Raw genomic sequence first — 19,784 nt, 5'->3', positions numbered from 1 at the left:
TGATCCTGGAGTATCGCAGTGGGGCGCGCCGACGACAAGCGGGCCCGAGGCGCCTGGCGCCGGCGAGGCCGCGCGGATATTCTCGCGCGGTTCGGCCGGAACAGCCGGCCGGGAAAGGCGCGCGGGCGAGCAATGGCCATCTTGGTGACAGGCGGCCTCGGCTTCGTGGGGTCGCATTTCGTGTGGGCGGCGTCGCGGGTCGGGCGCGAGGTCGTGGTGCTCGACGACGGATCGGCGGGCACGGACCCGCCCATGCCGGCGGGGGTGACGACGATCCGGGGGGACATCGGCGACAAGGCGCTCGTGCGCGACCTGCTCCGGCGGGCGAGCGTGGACGCCATCGTGCACTTCGCCGGGAAGATCCAGGTGGGGGAGTCCGTGACGAACCCCGCGCTCTACCTCGACGTGAACCTCGTGCGGGCGCTCGCGCTGCTCGACTGCGCGCGCGAGGCCTCGGTCCTCCGGATGGTGTTCTCCTCGACCGCGGCCGTCTACGGCGAGCCCGAGGTCGTGCCGATCGTGGAGGACGCGCCGAAGAGGCCGGTCAACGCCTACGGCGCGTCCAAGCTCGCCTTCGAGTACGCGCTGGAGGCCTACGGCAAGGCGTACGGGCTGAAATGGGCGGCGCTGCGCTACTTCAACGCGGCCGGCGCCCAGGAGGACGGCCTGCTCCGCGAGATGCACGAGCCGGAGACCCACCTGATCCCGCTCGTCATCGACGCCGCGCTGGGCCGCCGGCCGCCGCTGACCCTCTTCGGCACGGATTACCCGACCCGCGACGGCACGTGCGAGCGCGACTACATCCACGTCAGCGATCTCGTGAGCGCGCACCTCCGCGCGATCGCGCTGCTCGAGCAGGGGCGCGACGTCGGCCCGCTGAACCTCGGCACGGGGCGGGGGAGCACGGTGCGGGAGGTGATCGACGCGGCGAGCCGGATCCTCGGCAAGCCGGTGCCGTTCAACGTGGGCGCGCGCCGGGCGGGGGACCCGTCGGCGCTGGTCGCATCCCCCGCGCGGGCAGAGCAGGTGCTCGGCTGGCGCGCGGTGCGCTCGGACCTGCCCACGCTCATCGAGGACGCGCTCCGGTCGAGGCGGTGAGGCGGCGGCTCAGAAGGAGAGGACACCGCCCTCGTCGGCCTTGACGGCCGAGCCGGGGCGGACGGTGATCTCGGCGCCGCCGCCCGCGGGCTTCCTGATCACGTCGTACGAGGCGGAGGGGGCGAGCCCCGTGACGAGGTGCCGCGTCACGCCCTGCGGCGCGGTGAACCGCACCTCGGAGACGGGGCCCAGCTCGACCGGGAACAGGACCAGCGTCCCCTTCACCGCGGCGCCCGCGAACGGCGTGCCCTGCGTCGTGCGCACGAGCGCCGCCGGGTCCGCCGTCGCGCCGCCGGCGGCGCCCTGGAGCACGTGGAGGAAGCGCGCGCTCCTCGGCATCGCGGGCGGCTCGACCCGCAGGGTCGCGAGCATCGACTCGTTCTCGGCCGGCTTCGTCTCCCACGTGCCCCCCGGCTCGTACGCCTCGGCCGTGATGACGGGGCTGTCGGGCTGCAGCGTGGTCACGAAGAGCTTCTGCCCCTTGGCGGTCGTGACGGTCGCCAGCTTGCCCGAGACCTGCGCGACGGTCGGCGTCTGCAGGAAGAAGCGCTTGAAGCGCCCCTCCTTGCCCGTCTCGGCGCGGTCGTAGATCACGAGGTGGTCCGGCTTGAGCCACACGAGCGACCGGCTGACGTGCTTCACGTCGTCGATGTTCTCGTACCGGGAGTTGTAGAGCGCGGTCGCGTCGCCGAGGACGTAGACGTAGCCCTCGGCGAAGCTCTTCGCGAGCACCCGGGGGTCGTCGGTGTGCACGAGCGGCCACTGGGACCCGCGCCTCCAGAGCCCGCCGCGGATCGCGTCGTCGTGGCGGCGGTTCCTGTCGTTCTCGACGGCGAGGGTGTTGTGCTGGTCGGAGTTCATGAAGAACGCGCCGTACCCGACGCGCTCCTTCGTGAGCCACTCGCCGCCGCGGTAGAAGCCGAAGCTGAGGCCGTCGCCGTGCTGGTGGTCGATCTGCTCCCAGCCGAGCTGGAAGTGGAGCCAGGTCGCCTCGGGCCCCCAGCTCGTCCTCGCGAAGATCTGGCCGAGCCCGGCGCCGTAGTGCGTGAGCGGGATCGACGGGCGCGGGTCGGTCGGGGTGACCGCCGGATCGAGCAGCAGGAAGTACAGGATGGAGTGGCGCTTGTAGACCTGCCCGAGCCGCGAGCGCGCGCGGCGCGGCAGGGCGTCCGCGCCCCCCGGGCCCGCGTGGATCACCATCCAGCGGAGCGCGTTCAGGCGCTCGGCGTTGCCGCTGTTCTCGGCGTGGAGGCCGAGCGCCGCGAACGGGTCGATGTGATCCGCGAGCGCGTAGCGCTCGCCGTCGCCCGTCCACGCGGCCTCGTGGACCGGCCCGCCCCAGCTCTTGACCGTGCCGGGGCTCAGGCTGTGGAGGTGGGCCGGGATGACCTCGTGCCAGAAGGGGTTGCCGTCGAGGTGCACCTGCGGGCCCCACTTCGCCGGATCGGCCTCGCCGGCGGTCTGGATGGCGAGGAGCGTCTGGCTCACGTAGCCCAGCGTCGCGGGGCCGTACTGGAACCCCTCCGGCGGCGCGCCGCCGCGCGCGTCGTTCCGGAGGATGCTGTCGGTCATGTAGAGCCACGCCCCGGTGACGTTGGCGAAGTAGTCCCTGAGCCGCGGGTAGGTGCCCTTGTGCCCGGGGTCCGGCGGATCGTCGGCCTCGTCGAACGCGAGCGACAGGAGCGTGAGGTTGCGCATGTGCGACGTGAAGTAGTTGTTCACGGCGTACCGGCGCTTCTTCGGCTCCTTGAGCATCGACGGATCGTTCAGCGCGCCGATCGGCTCGGGGTGGTCGTGGCTGGTCGTCGACGACCGGAGCTGGTCCTCCGCCCAGCGCAGGAAGACGGGCCGGATCGCGGCCTTGTCCTCGGCCGAGAGGTACCCGTAGATCCAGTCGACCGTGAGGCCGAACGACTCGCCGGCCCAGCGGGCGCGATCGCCCGTCGAGAACCGCCGGTTGAACGGATCCTTGGGATCGCCCTTCTTCACGCGATCCATGATGTAAAGCAGGATCTTCCGCGCGCGGGCGGCGTAGTCGTTGCGGGCCGCCTCGTCGTTCGAGACGAGCGACATGAAGGCGAACAGCTCGGCGTGCGCCTCGCAGTAGACGCGCCGGTACGCGCAGGGGCCCTCGGAGGGGATCTCGCCCCGGTCCATCGCCTCCACGGCCTCGGCCGCGACGGCCGCGAGCTCCTTGAAGATGGGGTTGGCCGGCGTGGCGCGCGCCCGGAGCTTCGGCAGGTCGGCCGCGCGCACCCAGAGCCGCGGGTGCCCCTTCGCGGGCGTGGCCGGCGGCGCGGGCGGCGCCTCGAAGGGCGGCGGCGCGACGGCGAGGGCGGCGGCGCCCGACCGCGTCTCGGCCCCTGACTGCGCGCTGCCCTGCGCCGTCGAGGCGGGCGGTCCCGGGATCAGCCGCCGCTCGCAGCCGCAGCCGGCGAACAGGCCCGCGAGGACGAGCGCGAGCGTGAGCGCGAAGGGCCGCCGGGCCGTCATGCCGAGAGCGCCCGGAGGTACGCGAACGTCCGCTGCAGGCCCTCCTCGGTCGAGACGAGCTGCTTCCAGCCGAGCGCCTTCAGCTTGGTGTTGTCGAACCGGTTGCCCTTCCAGGTGGTCGCGGTCTTGTAGGGGGTGAAGATGGCCGGGAGCTGGCCCTTCGAGTAGGCGTGGTAGCGCTCCACGAGCTTCGATATCCCGGCGAGGGCGACGTAGGGGACCGGGATCGAGCGGATCGGCTTCACCTCGCGCTTGTAGCGGGCGAGGTAGGCGTCGCACGTGGGCAGGTCGTCGTCGTGGACGTTGTAGACCTGCCCCTTCGCGACGTCGCTCCGGCCGGCGAGGGCGATCGCCTCCGCGCAGTTGTCGACGTACGTGAGCGGGAGGAGGTTGTCGCCGCCGAGGTGCAGGAAGACGCCGAACAGGTTCATCCCCACGCGGCCGGAGAAGGCGTTGCCGCCCGGGCCGTAGATGACGCCGGGGCGGAGCACCGTCAGCGGGAAGCCGTAGCGCGCCTGGTACTCCCAGAACAGCTTCTCCTGCCGGAGCTTCGCCTGCGAGTAGAGGTCCCGCTGCGCGGGCCGCGTCTCGAGCGGCGTGTTCTCGTCGACGAGGTACCCCCGCGGGAGGTCGGCCACGCCGTAGACGCCGAAGGAGCTGATGAGGATGACCCGGGGCGACCGGCCGGTGTGCGCCAGCGCCTCGAGCAGGTTCTTCGAGGCGACCACGGTGTTCAGGAACATGTCCGCGGGCGCGCCGCCCATGGCCGCGGCGACGTGGTAGACGACGTCGACCCCCTCGACCGCGCGCTCGGCGGCCTCCTTCGTGCCGAGGGAGCCCACGGTCACGTCGAGCGCGATCCCCCGCCGCCGCTCGATCTCCTCGAGCCGGGCGCGGTTGCTCGCGGGGCGGACGAGGCAGCGGACGTCGGTCTCGCCGTGGGCGAGCAGCCGGTCGACGAGCGCCGACCCGAGGAAGCCGTTCGATCCGGTGACAAGGACTTTCATGTGCGCGCCTTCTCCTGCGGGATCTGCCGGAAGATCTCGTCCATCATCCACGCGACCCGGATCATGTCCCGGTACGAGATGGGCAGCTCCGCGCCCCGCGTGATGCTGTCGTAGAAGAGCCCGATCAGGCGGTTCATCCCCGAGAAGAAGTGGAAGTCGCTGCGGGCGAACCGCGCCACGTTCTTTCCGCCCTCGCGCAGGTACGAGAGGGCCTGATCGAAGGCGGGGACGACGCGCCCGATGGCGCTCGGCAGCCTCGGCGCCGCGTCGAGCGTCACGGTGCGGCTCGTGAGATCGACGTGGAGCGTGTTCTTCGTGCCGTAGACGCGGACGAAGTGCCCGGGCGGCCGCGCGTGCGACGAGAACGTCCCGTAGCCGCTGACGCGCGCGCCCTGCACCGTGACCCGGAGCTCGTCCAGCATGTCGTCGCGCGCGTCGCCGAACCGCTTCTCCCGGAGCGCGTAGGCGAACGCGGTGACCTTCGGCTGCTCGTCGTCCACGAACTCGACCAGCTTGTTCAGCAGGTGATCGATGTTGTTGTGGAACAGCTTGCCGGGGAGGCGATGGACCCAGTGCGAGCCGTCGCCGAGGAGCGCCGCCCCGAACGGGCCAGAGAGGTTGTAGCCGAAGCAGCTCTCCACGTGGACGGGGGCGCCGAGCACGCCCTCGGCGATGAGCCGCCGCATCTCGATGGCCGGCGGATCGAACAGGTACTCCCAGCCGACGGTCATCTTCTTCCCGGCGGCGGTGCACAGATCGATGAGGCGCCGCACGTCCGCGAGGTTCAGCGCAATCGGCTTCTCCACGTACACGTGGGCGCCGGCCTCGATCGCGCGCCGCGCGAGGAAGAGGTGCGACTGCGGAGGCGTGGTGATGTGGACGACGTCGGGCTTCTCGGCGTCGAGCATCCGGTCGAAGGCGTCGTAGTGGCTCGGGACGCCGTAGCGGACCGCGATCTGCTCGGCCATCAGGAGCTCCTGGTCGCACACGGAGACGACCCGGGCCCGCTCCGGCATCTTCTGGATCTCTTCGATGTGGCCGTCGGCGATCTTGCCGCAGCCGACGATCGCGATTTTGAGGGTCATGGGGCGGCGGAGCGTAACCCAACGGGGCAGCCGAGAGCTAGGCTCTCCGGTCGGGCCGGGGCCTGAGCGCCGCCGCGCGGGGAGAGACGAGCGTGGTGACGGTGGTGACCGCCTCGGGTAGGCTGCTCCGCGCGTCGTCAGCAAAGGAAGGGTGGTGGGCCGTGCGCGTGCTTCATGTTCTCCATACGTCGCTGCCGGTGATTGCGGGGTACACGATCCGCAGCGACTACATCGTCAGGCACCAGGCCGAGCACGGGATGCGTCCGGCGGTGGTGACCTCGGCGCAGCAGGGCTCCGGCGATGCGCTGCGCGACGAGATCGGCGGCATCCCCGTCTGGCGGACGCGCGAGCCTTCGGGGAAGAGGCTGCCGGTCGTCCGGGAGCTCTCGCTCATGCGGGCGCTCGAGGCGCGCGTCGAGGACGCGATCCGGGAGTTTCAACCCGATCTCGTGCACGCCCACTCGCCGATGCTGGTCGGGCTGCCGGCGCTCGCGGCGGCGCGCCGCTTCGGGCTGCCGCTCGTCTACGAGGTGCGCGACCTCTGGGAGAACGCCTCCGTCGATCGCGGCAAGTTCGCCGAGGACTCGGTGCCCTACAAGATCGCGGCCGGCCTCGAGACCGTGGTGTACCGGTACGCCGACGCGACGGTGACGATCTGCGAGAGCCTGAAGAACGCGGTCGCGCCGCGGGTGCGCAGCGCGGACGCGCTCTACGTCGTGGGCAACGGCGTCGACTCGGACAAGTTCGCGCCGCGCGAGGCCCCGCCCGGCGCCTGGGAGCGCTTCGGCCTCGCCGGAAAGCGGGTCATCGGGTACGTCGGCACGTTCCAGCCGTACGAGGGGCTCCAGACGCTCATCGCGGCGATCGGCGACATCGCCCGGGAGATCCCGGACGCGCACGTGGTGATCACCGGGGCCGGCGGCCAGGAGATGGAGCTCAAGGCGTTCGCCCGGGAGAGAGGGGTGGAGTCGAAGGTGACGTTCACCGGGCGGGTGCCGCACGACGAGGTGTTCAACATCTACGCGATGGCGAGCCTGCTCGTCTATCCGCGCATCCGGACCCGGACGACCGCGCTCACGACGCCGCTCAAGCCGCTCGAGGCGATGGCCATGGCCCGGCCCGTGATGGTGAGCGACGTGCCGGCGATGGGGGAGCTCGTGCGGTACGGCGAGACGGGGTTCGTCTTCAAGGCCGGTGACAGCGCCGACCTCACGAGGCGGTGCGTGGAGGCCCTGAAGGACCCGGAGCGCCTCGAGCAGGTGGGCAAGAACGCGCGGGCGTGGATCCTGGAGGAGCGGCAATGGCCCACGCTGCTCTCGCGGTACGCGACCATCTACGAGAGGGCGATCGCCGCGCGGCGCGGACAGGGCAAGTCGCTCGACGAGGTCCGGGCGGCGTGAGCGGCCGCGACGGACGCGAGGCCCGCGCCCGAGGGGCGCGCGGCGCGGAGCGCTCCCGGGCCGCGTGAGCCGCGGGGGAGCGGGCGTCGCGGTCGTCGCATTTCCAGGAAATACGCCGTGCGCGCCGCGCCCGAGCGCGCGCCGCCACCTTCGGACGCCGGCATCGCCGCGGCCCGGGCGGCGCGATGCCGACGGTCGCCTCGCGCGATCCGGAGTATGATGAGGCCGTCCCATCCAGCCCCTTCGGGAACTGGCAGGAGGTCTCTCAACGTGTTCGAGATCAAGGTCGACCGGATCCACGCCATGGTGGATTTCGTTCTCGATGGGCGGGTTCGCCTCGAAGAGATGGAGCACTTCGTCAGCGAGCTGCGGAAGGCGTGCGAGAGCCTCCAGGGCCGGGAGATCAAGATCAAGGCCGACGTGCGGGGCTTCCGCCCGATGGCGCCCGAGGTGGCGGAGAAGATCCGCTCGGTCCAGGAGTTCGGCCTGGAGCTCGGCGTGATGCGCGTCGCCGAGATCATCGAGAGCGACATCGTGGCGCTCCAGCTCAACCGCGTGGCGCGCGAGAGCGGCACGGACAAGGTCCTCCGGCGCTTCTGGGACGAGGACGCGGCGCACGAGTGGCTCCTCCACGGCGACCCCGAGTGAGCGAGCGGCGGGCGCCCGCTTCGGATACGGGCCCACCTCGGCGTTTTCGGTGCTCAGCGCACTGGAGTACGCTTCCGCGCCGAAAACGCCGATCTGGGCCCGTCTCCTGTGCGGGCGACCGCCGCTCGGCGGCGCATGTGGGCGGGGCGGGGCGGGAGGAGCGCGCGGCGCTAGAGGGACGGGGGGGGGTCGGCGGGGTGGGGGGGGCGGTAGCGGCGGAGGAACTCGGCCACGGCGTCGAGGGGGAGCGCGGGGGCGTGATGGCCGCTGTGGCCCGTCATGTCGACGCCCGCGACGATCGCGTTGAGGATCGCCTCCTCCACCACGTCGACGGTGGCCTCGTAGAGCTCGTCGAGCTCCGTGTCCAGGACGAGCTCGGCCATGTGCCGGCCCGGCGCGAGAGGGTGCGCGCTGAGCGAGCGGCTGGACGAGGGGGCGGTCCGCTCGCCCGCGCCGAGGCGAGGAACCCGGTTCGCGGTGCTCCACGAGAGGATGATCTCGCCCGAGTTGTTCGCCGCATACCCGCCCGCCCGGCCGATCGCGAGCGCGGCGCGCCGCGACAGGCGCGCGAGCTGGCGATGGATGAGCGGGGCGTCGGTGGCGACGAGCACGATGATGGAGCCCGCAGGGCCCCGCCGCGGGACGTGGTTGAAGCGATCGCTGATGAGCCGGCCCACCGGGACCCCATCCACCCGGAGCAGCTCGCGGTCGCCGAAGTTCGAGAGCACGAGCGCCCCGACCATCGCGTCCACCCCGCCGACCGGGACGCGCCGGCTCGACGTGCCGATCCCGCCCGCGAAATGGAAGGTCTGCATGCCGGTGCCGGCGCCGACACACCCCTCCTCCACGGGGCCACCCCGGACGTTATCGATCGCCTCCTCGACGTCCGCCTGCGTCACGTGGCGCCCCACGGCGTCGTTGAGGAAGCTGTCGTCGCACTCGGCGACGACCGGGATGACGACGTCGTACTCCTTGCCGATCTTCGGGTGAAGCCGCGAGAGCCACGCGACGGTCGCGTCGAGGACGCGACCCACGCAGAGCGTGCTGCAGAGCAGGATCGGGGTCTCGCAGAGGCCCCACTCGTCGATCTGCGCGAGGCCGGTCACCTCGCCGGCGCCGTTCAGCACGTAACTCGCGGTGAACACCCGGTCGAGGAAGATGTCGCCCTCGGCGGGCATGACCGCGGTCACGCCCGTGCGCACCGGGCCGATGCCGGGGACGAGCTCGCCCTCGCCCTCGATCTTGGTCACGTGATGGACCCGCACCCCGGCGACGTCCGTGATCGCGTTCTCGCGACCCGTCGCGAAGCGGCCGATCGCGACGCCAAGGTCGCGCAGCCGAGGGCGCTCGATCCGGGAGGCGGACGCGCTCACGGGCCGTTCACCTCCTCGCCGACGATGGAGCGGGGAGCGCGCTCCGCCGCGGACCCGGCCGCCGCAACCTGGGTCGGGCCGGTGGCAACCTGGGTCGGGCTGGCGGCAACCTGGGTCGGGCTGGCGGCAACCTGGGTCGGGCCGGTGGCAACCTGGGTCGGGCTGGCGGCAACCTGGGTCGGGCTGGCGGCAACCTGGGTCGGGCTGGCGGCAACCTGGGTCGGGCTGGCGGCAACCTGGCTGGCGGCAACCTGGGTCGGGCTGGCGGCGGCAACCTGGGTCGGGCTGGCGGCAACCTGGGTCGGGCTGGCGGCAACCTGGGTCGGGCTGGCGGCAACCTGGGTCGGGCTGGCGGCAACCTGGGTCGGGCCGGCGGCAACCTGGGTCGGGCCGGCGGCAACCTGGGTCGGGCCGGCGGCAACCTGGGTCGGGGCGGCGCCGGCCCCGCGCGCCGCGGCGAGGGCGCCCTGGGGCGCCGTCGCGCGGGCCTCGCGGTGGCGCTTGAGGCACCCGGCCAGGATCTCGCCGATCAGCGACCGGTAATCCATCCCCGCCACCTTGGCGATCTGGCAGAGATCGCTGAAGTCGGGCGTCAGGCCCGGCAGCGGGTTGATCTCGATCACGTACACCCGCCCGTCCTTCGCCATGCGCAGGTCGACCCGGGCCACGTCGCGGCAGGCGAGGGCCGCGAACGTGTCGCGCGCGACCTTCTCGATGCGGCGGAGCTCGGACGTCGCGAGCTGCGCCGGGCACTCGAACCGCACCCGCGGCGTGTCCGACTGCTTCTCCTCGTACCCGTAGACCGGGTACGCCGGCGGATCGACGAAGACCACCTCCATCGGCGGCAGCACCTTCGGCCGCCGCTCGCCGAGCAGCCCCACGGTGAACTCGCGCCCGGCGATGTACTCCTCGATGAGCGCCGGCTGGTGGTAGCGCTCGACCAGGAGCTTCGCCGCCGCGCGCGCCCCCGCCTCGTCCTTGACCACCGACGCGGACGTGATCCCCTTCGAGGTCCCCTCGGCGTTCGGCTTCACGATCACCGGGTAGCGGAACGCCTTCAGCTTCTCGCGCCCCGTCGTCACCACCTGCCACTCGGCCGTGTCGATGCCCGCGGCCCGCAGGATCTGCTTCGTCAGGCCCTTGTCGAGCGCCAGGGAGAGCGTGGTCGCGTCCGAGCCGCTGTACGGGATGCCGAGCAGCTCGCACAGCGCCGGCACCTGCGCCTCCCGCCCGCGGCCGCGGAGCCCCTCGGCGATGTTGAAGACCACGTCGACCCCGGCCGCGGTCAGCGCGCGCGGCAGGTCCGGCGTCGCCTCGAGCGGGACCACGGTGTGGCCGTAGCTCTCGATGGCGCTCGCGATCGCCTGGATGGTGCGCGGCGAGTCGAACTCGGCCTCCGAGTCGTGCGCCCCGGCCGCGCCCGCCTTGCCGGGCGAGCCCCCCTCGGCCGCGGCCGGCTCGCCCCGCTTCATGTTGAACGTGAAGCCGACCCGGAGCGAGCCCCGCTTCGCCCGGCGCGGCTGGCTGCCCTCCAGCAGCGGCAACAGCCCCCGCCGCTTGCAGGCGCTCCGCACGATGGCCCGGATCACGCCGTCGAAATCGACGCCCCGCTGCGCCGCCGCCACGAAGACGCTGGCGCCCGGCTTGAGCGTCGGCAACCCGTCGACCTCGAGGAAGTGCACGTCGTGGCCCTGGTTGCGCGTCGACGGCGTGACCCGGAACTCGCAGCGGGCGTGATCCCGCAGGCCCAGGGCGCGCACGACGCGCGCGGTGAGCGAGCGGATGCGCTCGAGCGTGGGCGCGGGGAGCTGCGCGGGCCGGAGCGTCACGTACTCGGGCCTCGCGTGCTTCAGGTTGAAGTCGTAGACGTTGTAGCTGCCCGGCACCCGCGGATCGATGACGAACTCGACGGGATCGAGGACCCCCTCGGGGACGCCCCCGCCGCCCTCGCGCCCGCCGCCCCCGACCCGGAGCCCGTCGACGAAGGCGCACGCGACGTCGACGCCGGCGATGTAGTGCTCGACGAGCAGCCCCGCCTCGAACCGCGCGAGCTGCCGCTCGACCACCGCGGCGAGCTCGTACGCGTCCTCGCAGACGCTCCACTCGCGCGAGATCCCCTTCGACGAGCCCTCGAAGTTCGGCTTGACGATGACCGGGAAGCTCACGTCGTCGAGCGCGCCGCTCTCCAGGGTCGTCCGGTTGACGAAGCGGGCGCGCGGCGTGGCGACGCCGTAGCTCGCGAGCAGGCGCTTCGTGAGCGACTTGTCGAGCGCGACGTTCAGCGCGTACGCGTCGGAGCCGGTGTACGGGATCCCGAGCTCGTCGAAGAGCGACGGATAGAACGCCTCGCGCGTCTTGCCCTTGTGGCCCTCGGCCGTGTTGAAGATGAGATCCGGCTGGAGCGCCTCGAGCCGCGCGAGCACCCGCGACGCGGGCCCGCTGACCTCGATCCGCTCCACCTCGTGCCCGGCCCGCTCGAGCGCGCCGGCGAGGGCGTCGATCGTCTCGGGGCTATCGAACTCTGCTTCCTCGGCCGACCCCGTGATCTTCAGGTTATGCGTGAGCGCGATGCGCATGATCTCTCCATGTGCGGCTCGTCCGGACCGCATCTCCAAGATGCGCTGTCGGAGGCGCACACGGAGCGGAGATTACGGCCAGCCCACCGCGTTTGCCGGGAAAAAAGCTGGGAGTTCCGCCGCCGTCCCGGGCAAGCCGGGCTCCCGCTCGCGCGGAGGTCGTGCTAGCGACCCCCGTGTGGATCCCCTCGCCGCACCCGACCCCTACGCCTTTCCGCCGCCCGAGCCCGACCTCCCCTACGAGGAGCTGAACGAGCCGCAGGCGCGCGCCGCCCGCCACGCCGACGGGCCGCTCCTCATCTTCGCGGGCGCGGGGAGCGGCAAGACGCGCGTCATCGTTTACCGGATCGCGAACCTCATCGTCACGCACCGTGTCCCGCCCTACCGGATCCTGGCGGTGACGTTCACGAACAAGGCGGCGTCCGAGATGAAGCGCCGGCTGGAGGGGCTCATCGGGCCCGACATCGTGAAGGACCTCTGGGTCGGCACATTCCATGCGGTGTGCGCGCGCCTCCTGCGCCGGCACCACGAAGCGGCCGGACTCGAGAAGAACTTCGTCATTTACGACGACGACGATCAGCGCGCGCTCATGAACCGCATCCTCCGGGAGCTCAACCTCGACGATCGGCGCTATCCGCCCCGCCAGGTGCTCTCGCGCATCCACGCCGAGAAGCAGGAGGGGCGCGGGCCTGGCGAGTTCGAGCGGAAAGGCTACTTCGACGACGCCATCGCGCGGTGCTTCGAGGCGTACGAGCGGCACCTCAAGTCGGCGAACGCGGTGGATTTCGACGATCTCCTGCTCTCCGTGCTCCGCCTCGCGGAGGACCCGCAGAGCCTCGCCGGCGAGGACCTCCGGGGGCGCTTCCGCCACGTGCTCGTCGACGAGTTCCAGGACGTGAACCAGGTCCAGTACCGCCTGGTCCGGGCGTTCTGCAAGGCCCACGACAACCTCTGCGTGGTCGGCGACGACGACCAGAGCATCTACCGCTGGCGCGGCGCGGACGTCCGGATCGTCCGCGGGTTCCGGCGCGACTTCCCGCACGCGACGGTGGTGAAGCTGGAGCAGAACTACCGCTCGGCCGGGCACATCGTGCGCGGCGCGCTCGGCGTGATCCGCCACGCGGCGGACCGCGAGCCGAAGGAGCTCTGGACGGCGAACCAGGACGGCGACCCGATCGACGTGGTCGGCGCCGACAGCGAGCACGACGAGGCCGCGTGGGTGGTCGAGTGCATCCGCGAGCTCATCGGCCGCGGCGTCTCGCCGAACGAGATCGCGGTGTTCTACCGGATCCACGCCCAGTCGCGCGTGCTCGAGGAGCAGCTCCGCGAGGCGCGCATCCCGTACCAGATCATCGGCGGCACGCGCTTCTTCGAGCGGGCGGAGGTGAAGAACCTGCTCTCGTACCTGCGCGTCGTGGCCAACCCGCGCAGCGACGTGGATCTGAACCGCATCATCAACGTGCCGGCCCGCAAGATCGGCCAGAGCACGGTCGACAAGCTCATCCAGGCGGCGGACGCGCTCGGCGTCTCGCTCTACGAGGCGATCGAGCCGCTCGTCGGGGGCGCGGTGCCGCCGTCGGCGATGCCGGGGGCCCGGCTCGAGCCGCTCGCTTCTGCGGCGAAGCGCAGCCTGCTCGGCTTCCGCGATCTCATGGACGGGCTCATGAAGGAGGCGCGGACCGCGTCGCCGAGCGCGCTGGCGGAGGAGGTGCTGGCGCGATCGGGCTACGCGAGGATGCTCGAGCAGGACGACAGCGTCGAGTCGGAGGCGCGGCTCCAGAACCTGCGGGAGCTCGTGCAGTCGATCGTGGACTACGAGCAGGAGGCGTTCGCCGCCGGCGACGAGGCGACGCTCGGCGGCTACCTCGAGCGGGTGAGCCTCGTGTCGGACGTCGACGCGCTCGTGGACATGCCCAAGGTGGCGATGATGACCATCCACGCCGCGAAGGGGCTGGAGTTTCACGCCGTGTTCCTGACCGGCATGGAAGAGGACCTGTTCCCGTTCCGGAGCCAGGATCCGAACCGCAGGGGCGATATCGAGGAGGAGCGCCGCCTGGCGTACGTCGCGATCACGCGGGCGCGGGCGCGGCTCTGGATCACGCACGCGGCGCGGCGGGCGATCTTCGGCCAGACGCGGTACGGCCTGCCGAGCCGCTTCCTCGCCGATCTGCCGCCCGCGTCGGTGCGCGCGCTGGCGACGCCCGCCAGCATGATGGCGCAGCGGCGGGTGGACGGCGGCGGGTTCTCGTCGTTCGGATCGAGGCCGGGCGGCGCGGGAGAGGGGCGGGGCTTCTGGGAGGGCCGGGAGCGGCGGCCCGCGGCGCAGGCCGAGGAGCGGCTCGCGTGGTCGCGGTTCGCGCGCGAGGGCGAGCCGGGGAGGGCGCAGGCGGCGCGCGACGTCGAGCGGGCGCCAGGGGAGCGGTACGTGGAGCGGGACGCGGCCGACGCCGGGGGCGACGCGGGCGCCGAGGGCTTCGCGCTGCGGCGCGGGATGCGGGTGTTCCACGAGCGGTTCGGGCCGGGCGTGGTGGAGAGCGTGGATCCGGGGGCGGATCCGATCGTGACGGTGAAGTTCTCGGGGTGGGGGAAGAAGCGGATCAAGGCGGCGTTCCTGCGCGCCGGCTCGTGACGGGGGCGCGGGACGGCGGGGGCCAGGCCGTGGGACGATGAGTTCCGGGCCGGATGACGATGGCGGCGTGCCGGATGACGACGGGTTCCCGCCGGATGACGATGGGTTCCCTGTCGGATGACGATGGGTTCCCTGCCGGATGACGATGGGTTCCCTGCCGGATGACGATGGGTTCCCTGGTGGATGACGATGGGTTCCCTGCCGGATGACGATGGCGGCCTGCCGCGGGATGACGGCCTCAGCCCGCAGGACGACGGGCTCCGGCCTGGATGACGATGACGTTCGCCGCGATGCCGTCGCGACCACGGCCCGCGCGGGGTCGCGAGGAATTGATTGAATCGAATGCCCGGGGCCTGGCGCCCACCGAAATGGCGTCGATCCGGAGGGCCTACGGGCCGCCTCGCGAAGGCTGCTCAGGAAACTCGAATTGAGGCATGTCTTCGGGGCCAGGCCAATCGTCCCAGCCTTCGGGTGGCTCGGGGATCTCGTCGGCCGCGAGCCAGGCGCGCGCGACCTGCACGATCGGTTCGGGGACGTCGAGGTTGAACTCCCACGTCTCCAGCAGGGCGCGCATCTGGCGCGTCGGCTCGATGGTGCGCAGGATCGGCGCATCGGCTGCTATATTGACTGTAGTCATCGCCACAAGATACCTGTCGAGGAGATCCAGGAGCTTGTCTCGCGTCGGTGCTTTCTGCACATATTTCGCTCGGAAGCGTCGCGCGGCCAGGACGCCCATGGTGAGCTGGACGGTCGCCACGAGCGTCGCGAATTTGATGGCTTCGTCGATCCCGGCTTTGGCGCGCGGAGTCGCGTAGGCGGGATCCTGGGCCTTGAAGCTCTCGTAGATCGCATCCGCCAACTCCTGGATGCACTCCTCGTCACGCTTGCACATGGCAGGCCTCACGGAGGGAGACAGATGACTCAGGAGAACTTCTCGCCGAAGTAGGTGATGAAGCCGATGCCAATGGCGACCACCGGGGGTGGGGAGATCCCGGTTTGTACGCAGACGTATGAACACCAGGACTTGAAGACGAGGCGCGATGCGATCCCGCTGAACACCTCAGGGCACGGGCGGCACTTCGCATCATCGCAGTCGGTCACGAAGCAGGCATGGCTCACGGGCGGCGGGTTGACACCGCCGTCAAAGCGCCCCCGGTCGGTGTGCAGGTCAAGGCTGGCGGGGGTCGGACCCCCTCGCGAGCACCACCCACGCCTGGGGGATCGAACCCTCCTTCGATCGGGTGCAAGGCCACCTCTCGCGGGGGGCGACCGCCGCTCCACCCCTGCAGGACCGGTTCCGGTGGGGGTCGAACCCCGTCCGTGCGCCGCCTGAGCTTTCACGGCCGCCATCCTTCTGGTACGTGTCCCTCCGCGTGCCCTGGCTGGCGGCCGCCCCGCGGCGCCCGCGCGAGCCCGCGCCAGGGGCGAGGAGGGCCATTCCCATGCACAGGAACATCCGTCGTGCCGTCGCGTCGGCGCTGGCCGCCGCGCTCCTTTCGACCTCGGCCGGCGCCGTGGCCGAGCGCCCGTCGGACGCCCGGGACCGGCTCGTATCGCAGGCGCACGCGGCGGTCGACGAGGGGCGGCTCGCCGAGGCGCGCGAGCTGTGGATGGCGGTGTGGCGGTTCGAGGGCTCCCAGGTGGCGGCCTGCAACGTCGGGGCGCTGTCGTTCCGGATCGGCGAGATGCCGGCCGCCGTGCGCTGGCTGTCGCTCTGCAAGGAGATCATGCGCCCGCCCGCGACCCCGGACGAGCGCGCGCTCCACGCGTCGCGGCTCGTCGATCTCGCCCGCGCGCGCCAGCTTGTCGGCGAGCTCCGCGTCACCGCGCCCCCGGGCGCGCGGGTCACCCTCGACGGCGCGCCGGTCGAGACCGCGCGCGGCGAGCCCGTCCCCGTCGAGCCCGGGCGTCGCACCGTGCGCGCCGCGCTGGACGGCAGGACGGCGATCGTCGAGGTCGATGTCCCGCGCGGCGAGACGCGGGACGTGCACCTCACCTTCCCCCCGCCGCCGAGCCCCGCGCCGCCTCCGCCCGCGCCCTCGAGGCCGAACCGCACCCTCATCACCGGCGGCCTCGGGCTGTCCGCCACCTTCGCGGCGCTCGGCGGCGTGCTGCTCCTCGGCGCGGAGCGCCGCGAGGAGGCGATCTACGCCGCCGCCCGCGCCGCAGGGCCGAACGGCTGCTTCCGGCTGCGCTGGCCGATGTGCCAGCAAGCCGCCTCGGCCCGCGACGACATGCGCGCCTTCCGCGACGTGGGCGTCGCCGGCCTGATCGCGGGGGGGGCGGTGCTGGCCGCCACGCTGGGGTACACGTTCTACCCGCGCGGCCAGGCCGAGGTCCGGGTGACGGCGGATGGCATTACGGTGAGGGGCGTCTTCTGACCAAAAAAAGCGCCATCTGACCACGAAATCGACATCGCCCCTGGCCTGACCGCACCCCGGCGCCCGCGCGCCGCTTGCTGGCGAAAACTTGCGTGACGGCGGCGGGCGGAGCGCGGCATAGTGCGCCGAGTCAGGAAACAGGCCAACGGCACGCGGGCGGATTGGGGCCGCCTGCGCGCCGGCGACCCAGCCTTGTGCCGGAGGACTGGACGCACCATGCGCGCTCTCTCAACCTGCGTTGTCGTTCTCGTGTTGCTCACGGGGGCAGCGCTCCCTTTCGCCTGCGGTGGCGAGCCTTACGTCGGCGGCGACTGCGCGACGACGGACGACTGTCTGTCCGGCACCCAGGTGGTGCCGGGCACGATCTGCGTGGACGAGCACTGCGAGTGCGCGGAGCCGGGGAAGGAGATCTGCTGCGCGCGCGGTGAGCGGGAGCCAGATTGCTACCAGATGTGCCGGTACTGCGACGAGTGCGCGGAGGGGACGCCGGAGTGCTCGGGCGTGATCGACCCGTCGGAGCGCTGCGAGCGCGACGCGGAGTGCCCCGGCCCGCCGGATCCGCGGTGCGGGGCGGGGCGGTGCGTGGAGGGGAGATGCGAGGTCGAGATCAGGCCCGGTCGCCTGGGCTCGCAGATCCGCGGCGACTGCAAGCAGGACGAGTGCACGGAGGAGGGCGTCGTGGTCAGCGTGCCGGCCTACGACGTCTACAACGACGGCAACGAGTGCACGAACGATCTCTGCGACTACGACCGGCCGCTCAACGCGTTGTTCGACGGCGTGCTCTGCCCCATCTCGGGAGGCGGCCGGTGCCACAAGGGGCGCTGCGTCGAGTGTCTCGACGACGATCCCACCCTGCGCTGCGGAGCGGGGTTCGTCTGTGACGGGGTGTTCTGCGTTCCTCCCCACTGCGTCAACATGATGTTCGATCCCGGCCGCGGGGAGACCGCCCAGGACTGCGGCGGCGACTGCGCGCCGTGCCGGGACGGGGATCCGTGCGAGTCCGGAGAGGACTGCCAGTCGGGCGTGTGCGCGATGGGGCATTGCAAGGCGCACACGTGCGACGACGGCGTGAGGAACGGCGACGAGGCCGGCGTGGACTGCAGCGGGTCGTGCCCTCGCCGCTGCCCGGACGGCGGCGGCTGCGCGTCCGGCGAGGACTGCGAGAGCGCGGTCTGCTGGGCGGGCAGGTGCGAGGCGCCCACGTGCAAGGACGGCGTGGAGAACGGCGACGAGCGCGGCGTCGACTGTGGCGGCGAGGGCTGCGAGGCGGCGTGTCCGGATTGAGCGAGCGCGAGCTCCGGGGCGCCAGGTTCGACCTGGCCGAAGGACGCGCGGCTGGGAGAGGGCGCGCGACGCTGTCACGACATCAGGCCGAGCGCGGAGAGCGCGTCGACCCAGAGCGGCCAGCGCGAGCGGGCTCGTCCTGAGCTCGGTGTCCGTGCCCGCGTGCTCTTCACCCGCATTCATGCGGACCCTAGGCTCTGCTCCGCCGCCACTCCACGCACTGCCGGGCGCCGCCGCCGGGTGACGCGCGGCGGCGTGAGGTGCCGCTCAACGGAGGCTTCCATGCGGTTCTCGCCACAGGAGTTCGCCGACCTCGATCTCGAGGCGCACCAGGTCCTTCGCGGCGTTCCGCTGAACGACGTGTCCGTGGTCGACCTGCCGTGCGGCGACGCGGCGCGGACGATCGAGGACGTCCGCGCGCTCATGCCGTCCCCGGGGAGCGGCTCCTCGAGCGCGCTCGTGCGCGCGCTGTTCTGGCTCCGCCATGCGCTCGGCAGGCTCTTTGGCTGGGATCCCGTCGAGGAGGGCCTGCCCGCCGAGTCCTACGTGCACCGGCTTCCGCCCGAGCTGGCGAGCCGGTCGTCCGTGCAGCCCGGCACGCGCGAGGGGCCGTTCCGCGTGCTGTACGTGCTCCCGGGCGAGTCCGTGAGCGAGATCCGCAATGCGACCGTCCACGCGTTCTCCTGCATGGCGATCAGGCCAACGGCCGAGGGGCAGCGCCTCTACTGGGCTGTTTACGTCAAGCCGGTGTCGCGGTGGACTTCTGCGTACATGGCGCTGATCGAGCCGTTCCGCCGCTTCATCGTGTATCCGAGGATCCTCCGGCAGCTCCGCGATGCGTGGCGGACCGCGTACGCCGAGCCGGGCGCGGCCACGGAGCACGGCTGAACCACCACTAGATCCAGACCTCGCCGAGCAGCGGCAGGACACCGAGCTTCACGTCGCGTGACGCCCGGGCCAGGCGCTCGGCCAGGCGGGCCCCCTGCATGGCGGGGAGCGCGACGGCCGGGCGCTCCAGGGGCAGAAAGAAGTTGTCCCAGTGCGAGAAGAGCACCGCCCGCGGCGACAGCGCGCGCGCGACGCGCTCGGGGAAATCGCGCGAGGCGGTCCAGCCGGCCACGCAGAGCAGCAGCAGGTCGGGCTCCGCCCGGGCGAGGTTCGCCTCGACGAGCTCCGCGCTGCCCAGGTGGACGAGGAGGCGGCCCGCGACCCGGATCTCCACCGCGAAGACCGCGCCGCAGCGGTAGCGCCCGGCCCGGAGCGGGATCTGGTCGCAATCGGAGATGTCGCCGGGGAAGGGGACCCGGCCGAGCAGCAGGCGGGAGTGGGCGCTCGGGACGAAGCGCAGGTGAAACGGGCCGACCTCGGCGACGACGGGCTCTCCGCCCGGCGCGGGCTCGACGTCGCGCACCCGCGCCAGAGGGACGCCGGAGGCGCGGCAGAGCGCCGCCGCGGAGCGGGAGCCGAGCACGGTGGCCCCGGTGCGGAGCGCGATCGCGGGGATGTCGAGCGCGTGGTCGAAATGGGTGTGGCCGGCGATGATCGCGTCCGCGCGCGGCGCGTGGCGCGCAATGGCCACGGCGTCGGGGGCGAGCCGATCGAGGAGGCAACGGCGGAGCGAGGCGCGCGTGAGGTAAGGATCGATGAGCACGACCGTGCCGGCGTGCTCGATCGCGAAGCCCGCGGTGCCCAGCCATTGCACCCGGACGACGCCGCCCGGCGCGAGCGACCGTGGAGAGAAGGGCTCGGCGATCATCGACCCCCGGCGTGCGCCCGTGCGACCCGCGGAAGAGTGAGCCCGTGAGGCCTG

14 protein-coding genes are annotated in these 19,784 nt (G+C 72.1%); 7 read left to right on the top strand and 7 right to left on the bottom strand.

What is annotated here, in order from left to right; all coding sequences use genetic code 11:
- The first annotated feature begins 132 nt into the window (after positions 1-132).
- Positions 133-1,098, top strand: a complete 966-nt coding sequence (gene galE / locus WMF31_RS32030) for a UDP-glucose 4-epimerase GalE (RefSeq protein ID WP_436605586.1) — start codon at positions 133-135, stop codon at positions 1,096-1,098.
- Between the two features lie 9 nt (positions 1,099-1,107).
- On the opposite strand, the gene WMF31_RS32025 is transcribed toward galE, so the two are convergent.
- From WMF31_RS32025 to WMF31_RS32015, 3 genes are read right to left on the bottom strand one after another with little or no spacing between them, the layout of a single operon-like run.
- A complete protein-coding gene (locus WMF31_RS32025; RefSeq protein WP_436605585.1) occupies positions 1,108-3,591 on the bottom strand; it encodes a hypothetical protein in 2,484 nt (827 codons plus the stop codon).
- Positions 3,588-4,598, bottom strand: coding sequence for an NAD-dependent epimerase/dehydratase family protein (locus tag WMF31_RS32020; protein ID WP_436605584.1), 1,011 nt, complete (start codon positions 4,596-4,598; stop codon positions 3,588-3,590). Before WMF31_RS32020 ends, WMF31_RS32025 begins: the two co-directional genes overlap by 4 nt.
- Positions 4,595-5,683 carry a Gfo/Idh/MocA family protein gene (locus WMF31_RS32015; protein WP_436605583.1) on the bottom strand — a complete coding sequence of 363 codons (1,089 nt, stop codon included), beginning with the start codon at positions 5,681-5,683 and terminating at the stop codon, positions 4,595-4,597. Before WMF31_RS32015 ends, WMF31_RS32020 begins: the two co-directional genes overlap by 4 nt.
- Positions 5,684-5,850: 167 nt before the next feature.
- On the opposite strand from WMF31_RS32015, the gene WMF31_RS32010 reads away from it, so the two are divergent.
- A complete protein-coding gene (locus WMF31_RS32010; RefSeq protein ID WP_436605582.1) occupies positions 5,851-7,083 on the top strand; it encodes a glycosyltransferase in 1,233 nt (410 codons plus the stop codon).
- A 270-nt stretch (positions 7,084-7,353) separates the two neighbouring features.
- On the top strand, positions 7,354-7,731 hold the full coding sequence (locus WMF31_RS32005; RefSeq protein WP_165373027.1) for an STAS/SEC14 domain-containing protein: 378 nt from the start codon (positions 7,354-7,356) through the stop codon (positions 7,729-7,731).
- A 170-nt stretch (positions 7,732-7,901) separates the two neighbouring features.
- On the opposite strand, the gene WMF31_RS32000 is transcribed toward WMF31_RS32005, so the two are convergent.
- Positions 7,902-9,104 (bottom strand): P1 family peptidase, encoded by a 1,203-nt coding sequence (locus WMF31_RS32000; RefSeq protein WP_436605581.1) that lies wholly within the window; start codon positions 9,102-9,104, stop codon positions 7,902-7,904.
- Positions 9,101-11,680 carry an ATP-grasp domain-containing protein gene (locus tag WMF31_RS31995; protein ID WP_436605580.1) on the bottom strand — a complete coding sequence of 860 codons (2,580 nt, stop codon included), beginning with the start codon at positions 11,678-11,680 and terminating at the stop codon, positions 9,101-9,103. The genes WMF31_RS32000 and WMF31_RS31995 overlap by 4 nt, the downstream gene beginning before the upstream one ends.
- A 178-nt stretch (positions 11,681-11,858) precedes the next feature.
- Here WMF31_RS31995 and WMF31_RS31990 point away from each other — a divergent pair, with 178 nt between their 5' ends.
- Positions 11,859-14,309, top strand: coding sequence for an ATP-dependent helicase (locus WMF31_RS31990; RefSeq protein ID WP_436605579.1), 2,451 nt, complete (start codon positions 11,859-11,861; stop codon positions 14,307-14,309).
- 388 nt (positions 14,310-14,697) lie between these two features.
- Here the strand turns inward: WMF31_RS31990 and WMF31_RS31985 are convergent, their stop codons facing one another.
- Positions 14,698-15,201 (bottom strand): hypothetical protein, encoded by a 504-nt coding sequence (locus tag WMF31_RS31985; RefSeq protein WP_436605578.1) that lies wholly within the window; start codon positions 15,199-15,201, stop codon positions 14,698-14,700.
- A 550-nt stretch (positions 15,202-15,751) separates the two neighbouring features.
- Between WMF31_RS31985 and WMF31_RS31980 the strand changes: the two genes are divergently transcribed.
- From WMF31_RS31980 to WMF31_RS31970, 3 genes are all read left to right on the top strand, one after another.
- Entirely contained in the window at positions 15,752-16,690 is a 939-nt protein-coding gene (locus WMF31_RS31980; RefSeq protein ID WP_436605577.1) for a hypothetical protein, read from the top strand.
- Between the two features lie 216 nt (positions 16,691-16,906).
- Complete coding sequence (locus WMF31_RS31975) at positions 16,907-17,974, top strand: hypothetical protein (protein ID WP_436605576.1); 1,068 nt, start codon at positions 16,907-16,909, stop codon at positions 17,972-17,974.
- A gap of 282 nt (positions 17,975-18,256) precedes the next feature.
- Positions 18,257-18,862, top strand: a complete 606-nt coding sequence (locus WMF31_RS31970) for a DUF2867 domain-containing protein (protein ID WP_129345593.1) — start codon at positions 18,257-18,259, stop codon at positions 18,860-18,862.
- Between the two features lie 7 nt (positions 18,863-18,869).
- On the opposite strand, the gene WMF31_RS31965 is transcribed toward WMF31_RS31970, so the two are convergent.
- Entirely contained in the window at positions 18,870-19,730 is an 861-nt protein-coding gene (locus tag WMF31_RS31965) for an MBL fold metallo-hydrolase (protein WP_436605575.1), read from the bottom strand.
- Positions 19,731-19,784: the final 54 nt, after the last annotated feature.

The organism is Sorangium sp. So ce1036, from assembly GCF_051369805.1.
In the GTDB taxonomy this organism is placed as follows: Bacteria; Myxococcota_A; Polyangia; order Polyangiales; family Polyangiaceae; genus Sorangium; species Sorangium cellulosum_F.
The sequence above is the reverse complement of the archived record's forward strand: the minus strand, read 5'-3'. Positions and strand labels throughout refer to the sequence as shown.

What these genes read in the sequence shown, in the direction of transcription:
- WMF31_RS31985 (WP_436605578.1), bottom strand. Translation starts at nt 15,201, where the DNA reads ATGTGCAAGCGTGACGAGGAGTGCATCCAGGAGTTGGCGGATGCGATC.
- WMF31_RS31965 (WP_436605575.1), bottom strand. Translation starts at nt 19,730, where the DNA reads ATGATCGCCGAGCCCTTCTCTCCACGGTCGCTCGCGCCGGGCGGCGTC.
- WMF31_RS31970 (WP_129345593.1), top strand. Translation starts at nt 18,257, where the DNA reads ATGCGGTTCTCGCCACAGGAGTTCGCCGACCTCGATCTCGAGGCGCAC.
- WMF31_RS32015 (WP_436605583.1), bottom strand. Translation starts at nt 5,683, where the DNA reads ATGACCCTCAAAATCGCGATCGTCGGCTGCGGCAAGATCGCCGACGGC.
- WMF31_RS32025 (WP_436605585.1), bottom strand. Translation starts at nt 3,591, where the DNA reads ATGACGGCCCGGCGGCCCTTCGCGCTCACGCTCGCGCTCGTCCTCGCG.
- WMF31_RS31995 (WP_436605580.1), bottom strand. Translation starts at nt 11,680, where the DNA reads ATGCGCATCGCGCTCACGCATAACCTGAAGATCACGGGGTCGGCCGAG.
- WMF31_RS31980 (WP_436605577.1), top strand. Translation starts at nt 15,752, where the DNA reads ATGCACAGGAACATCCGTCGTGCCGTCGCGTCGGCGCTGGCCGCCGCG.
- WMF31_RS31975 (WP_436605576.1), top strand. Translation starts at nt 16,907, where the DNA reads ATGCGCGCTCTCTCAACCTGCGTTGTCGTTCTCGTGTTGCTCACGGGG.
- WMF31_RS32020 (WP_436605584.1), bottom strand. Translation starts at nt 4,598, where the DNA reads ATGAAAGTCCTTGTCACCGGATCGAACGGCTTCCTCGGGTCGGCGCTC.
- galE (WP_436605586.1), top strand. Translation starts at nt 133, where the DNA reads ATGGCCATCTTGGTGACAGGCGGCCTCGGCTTCGTGGGGTCGCATTTC.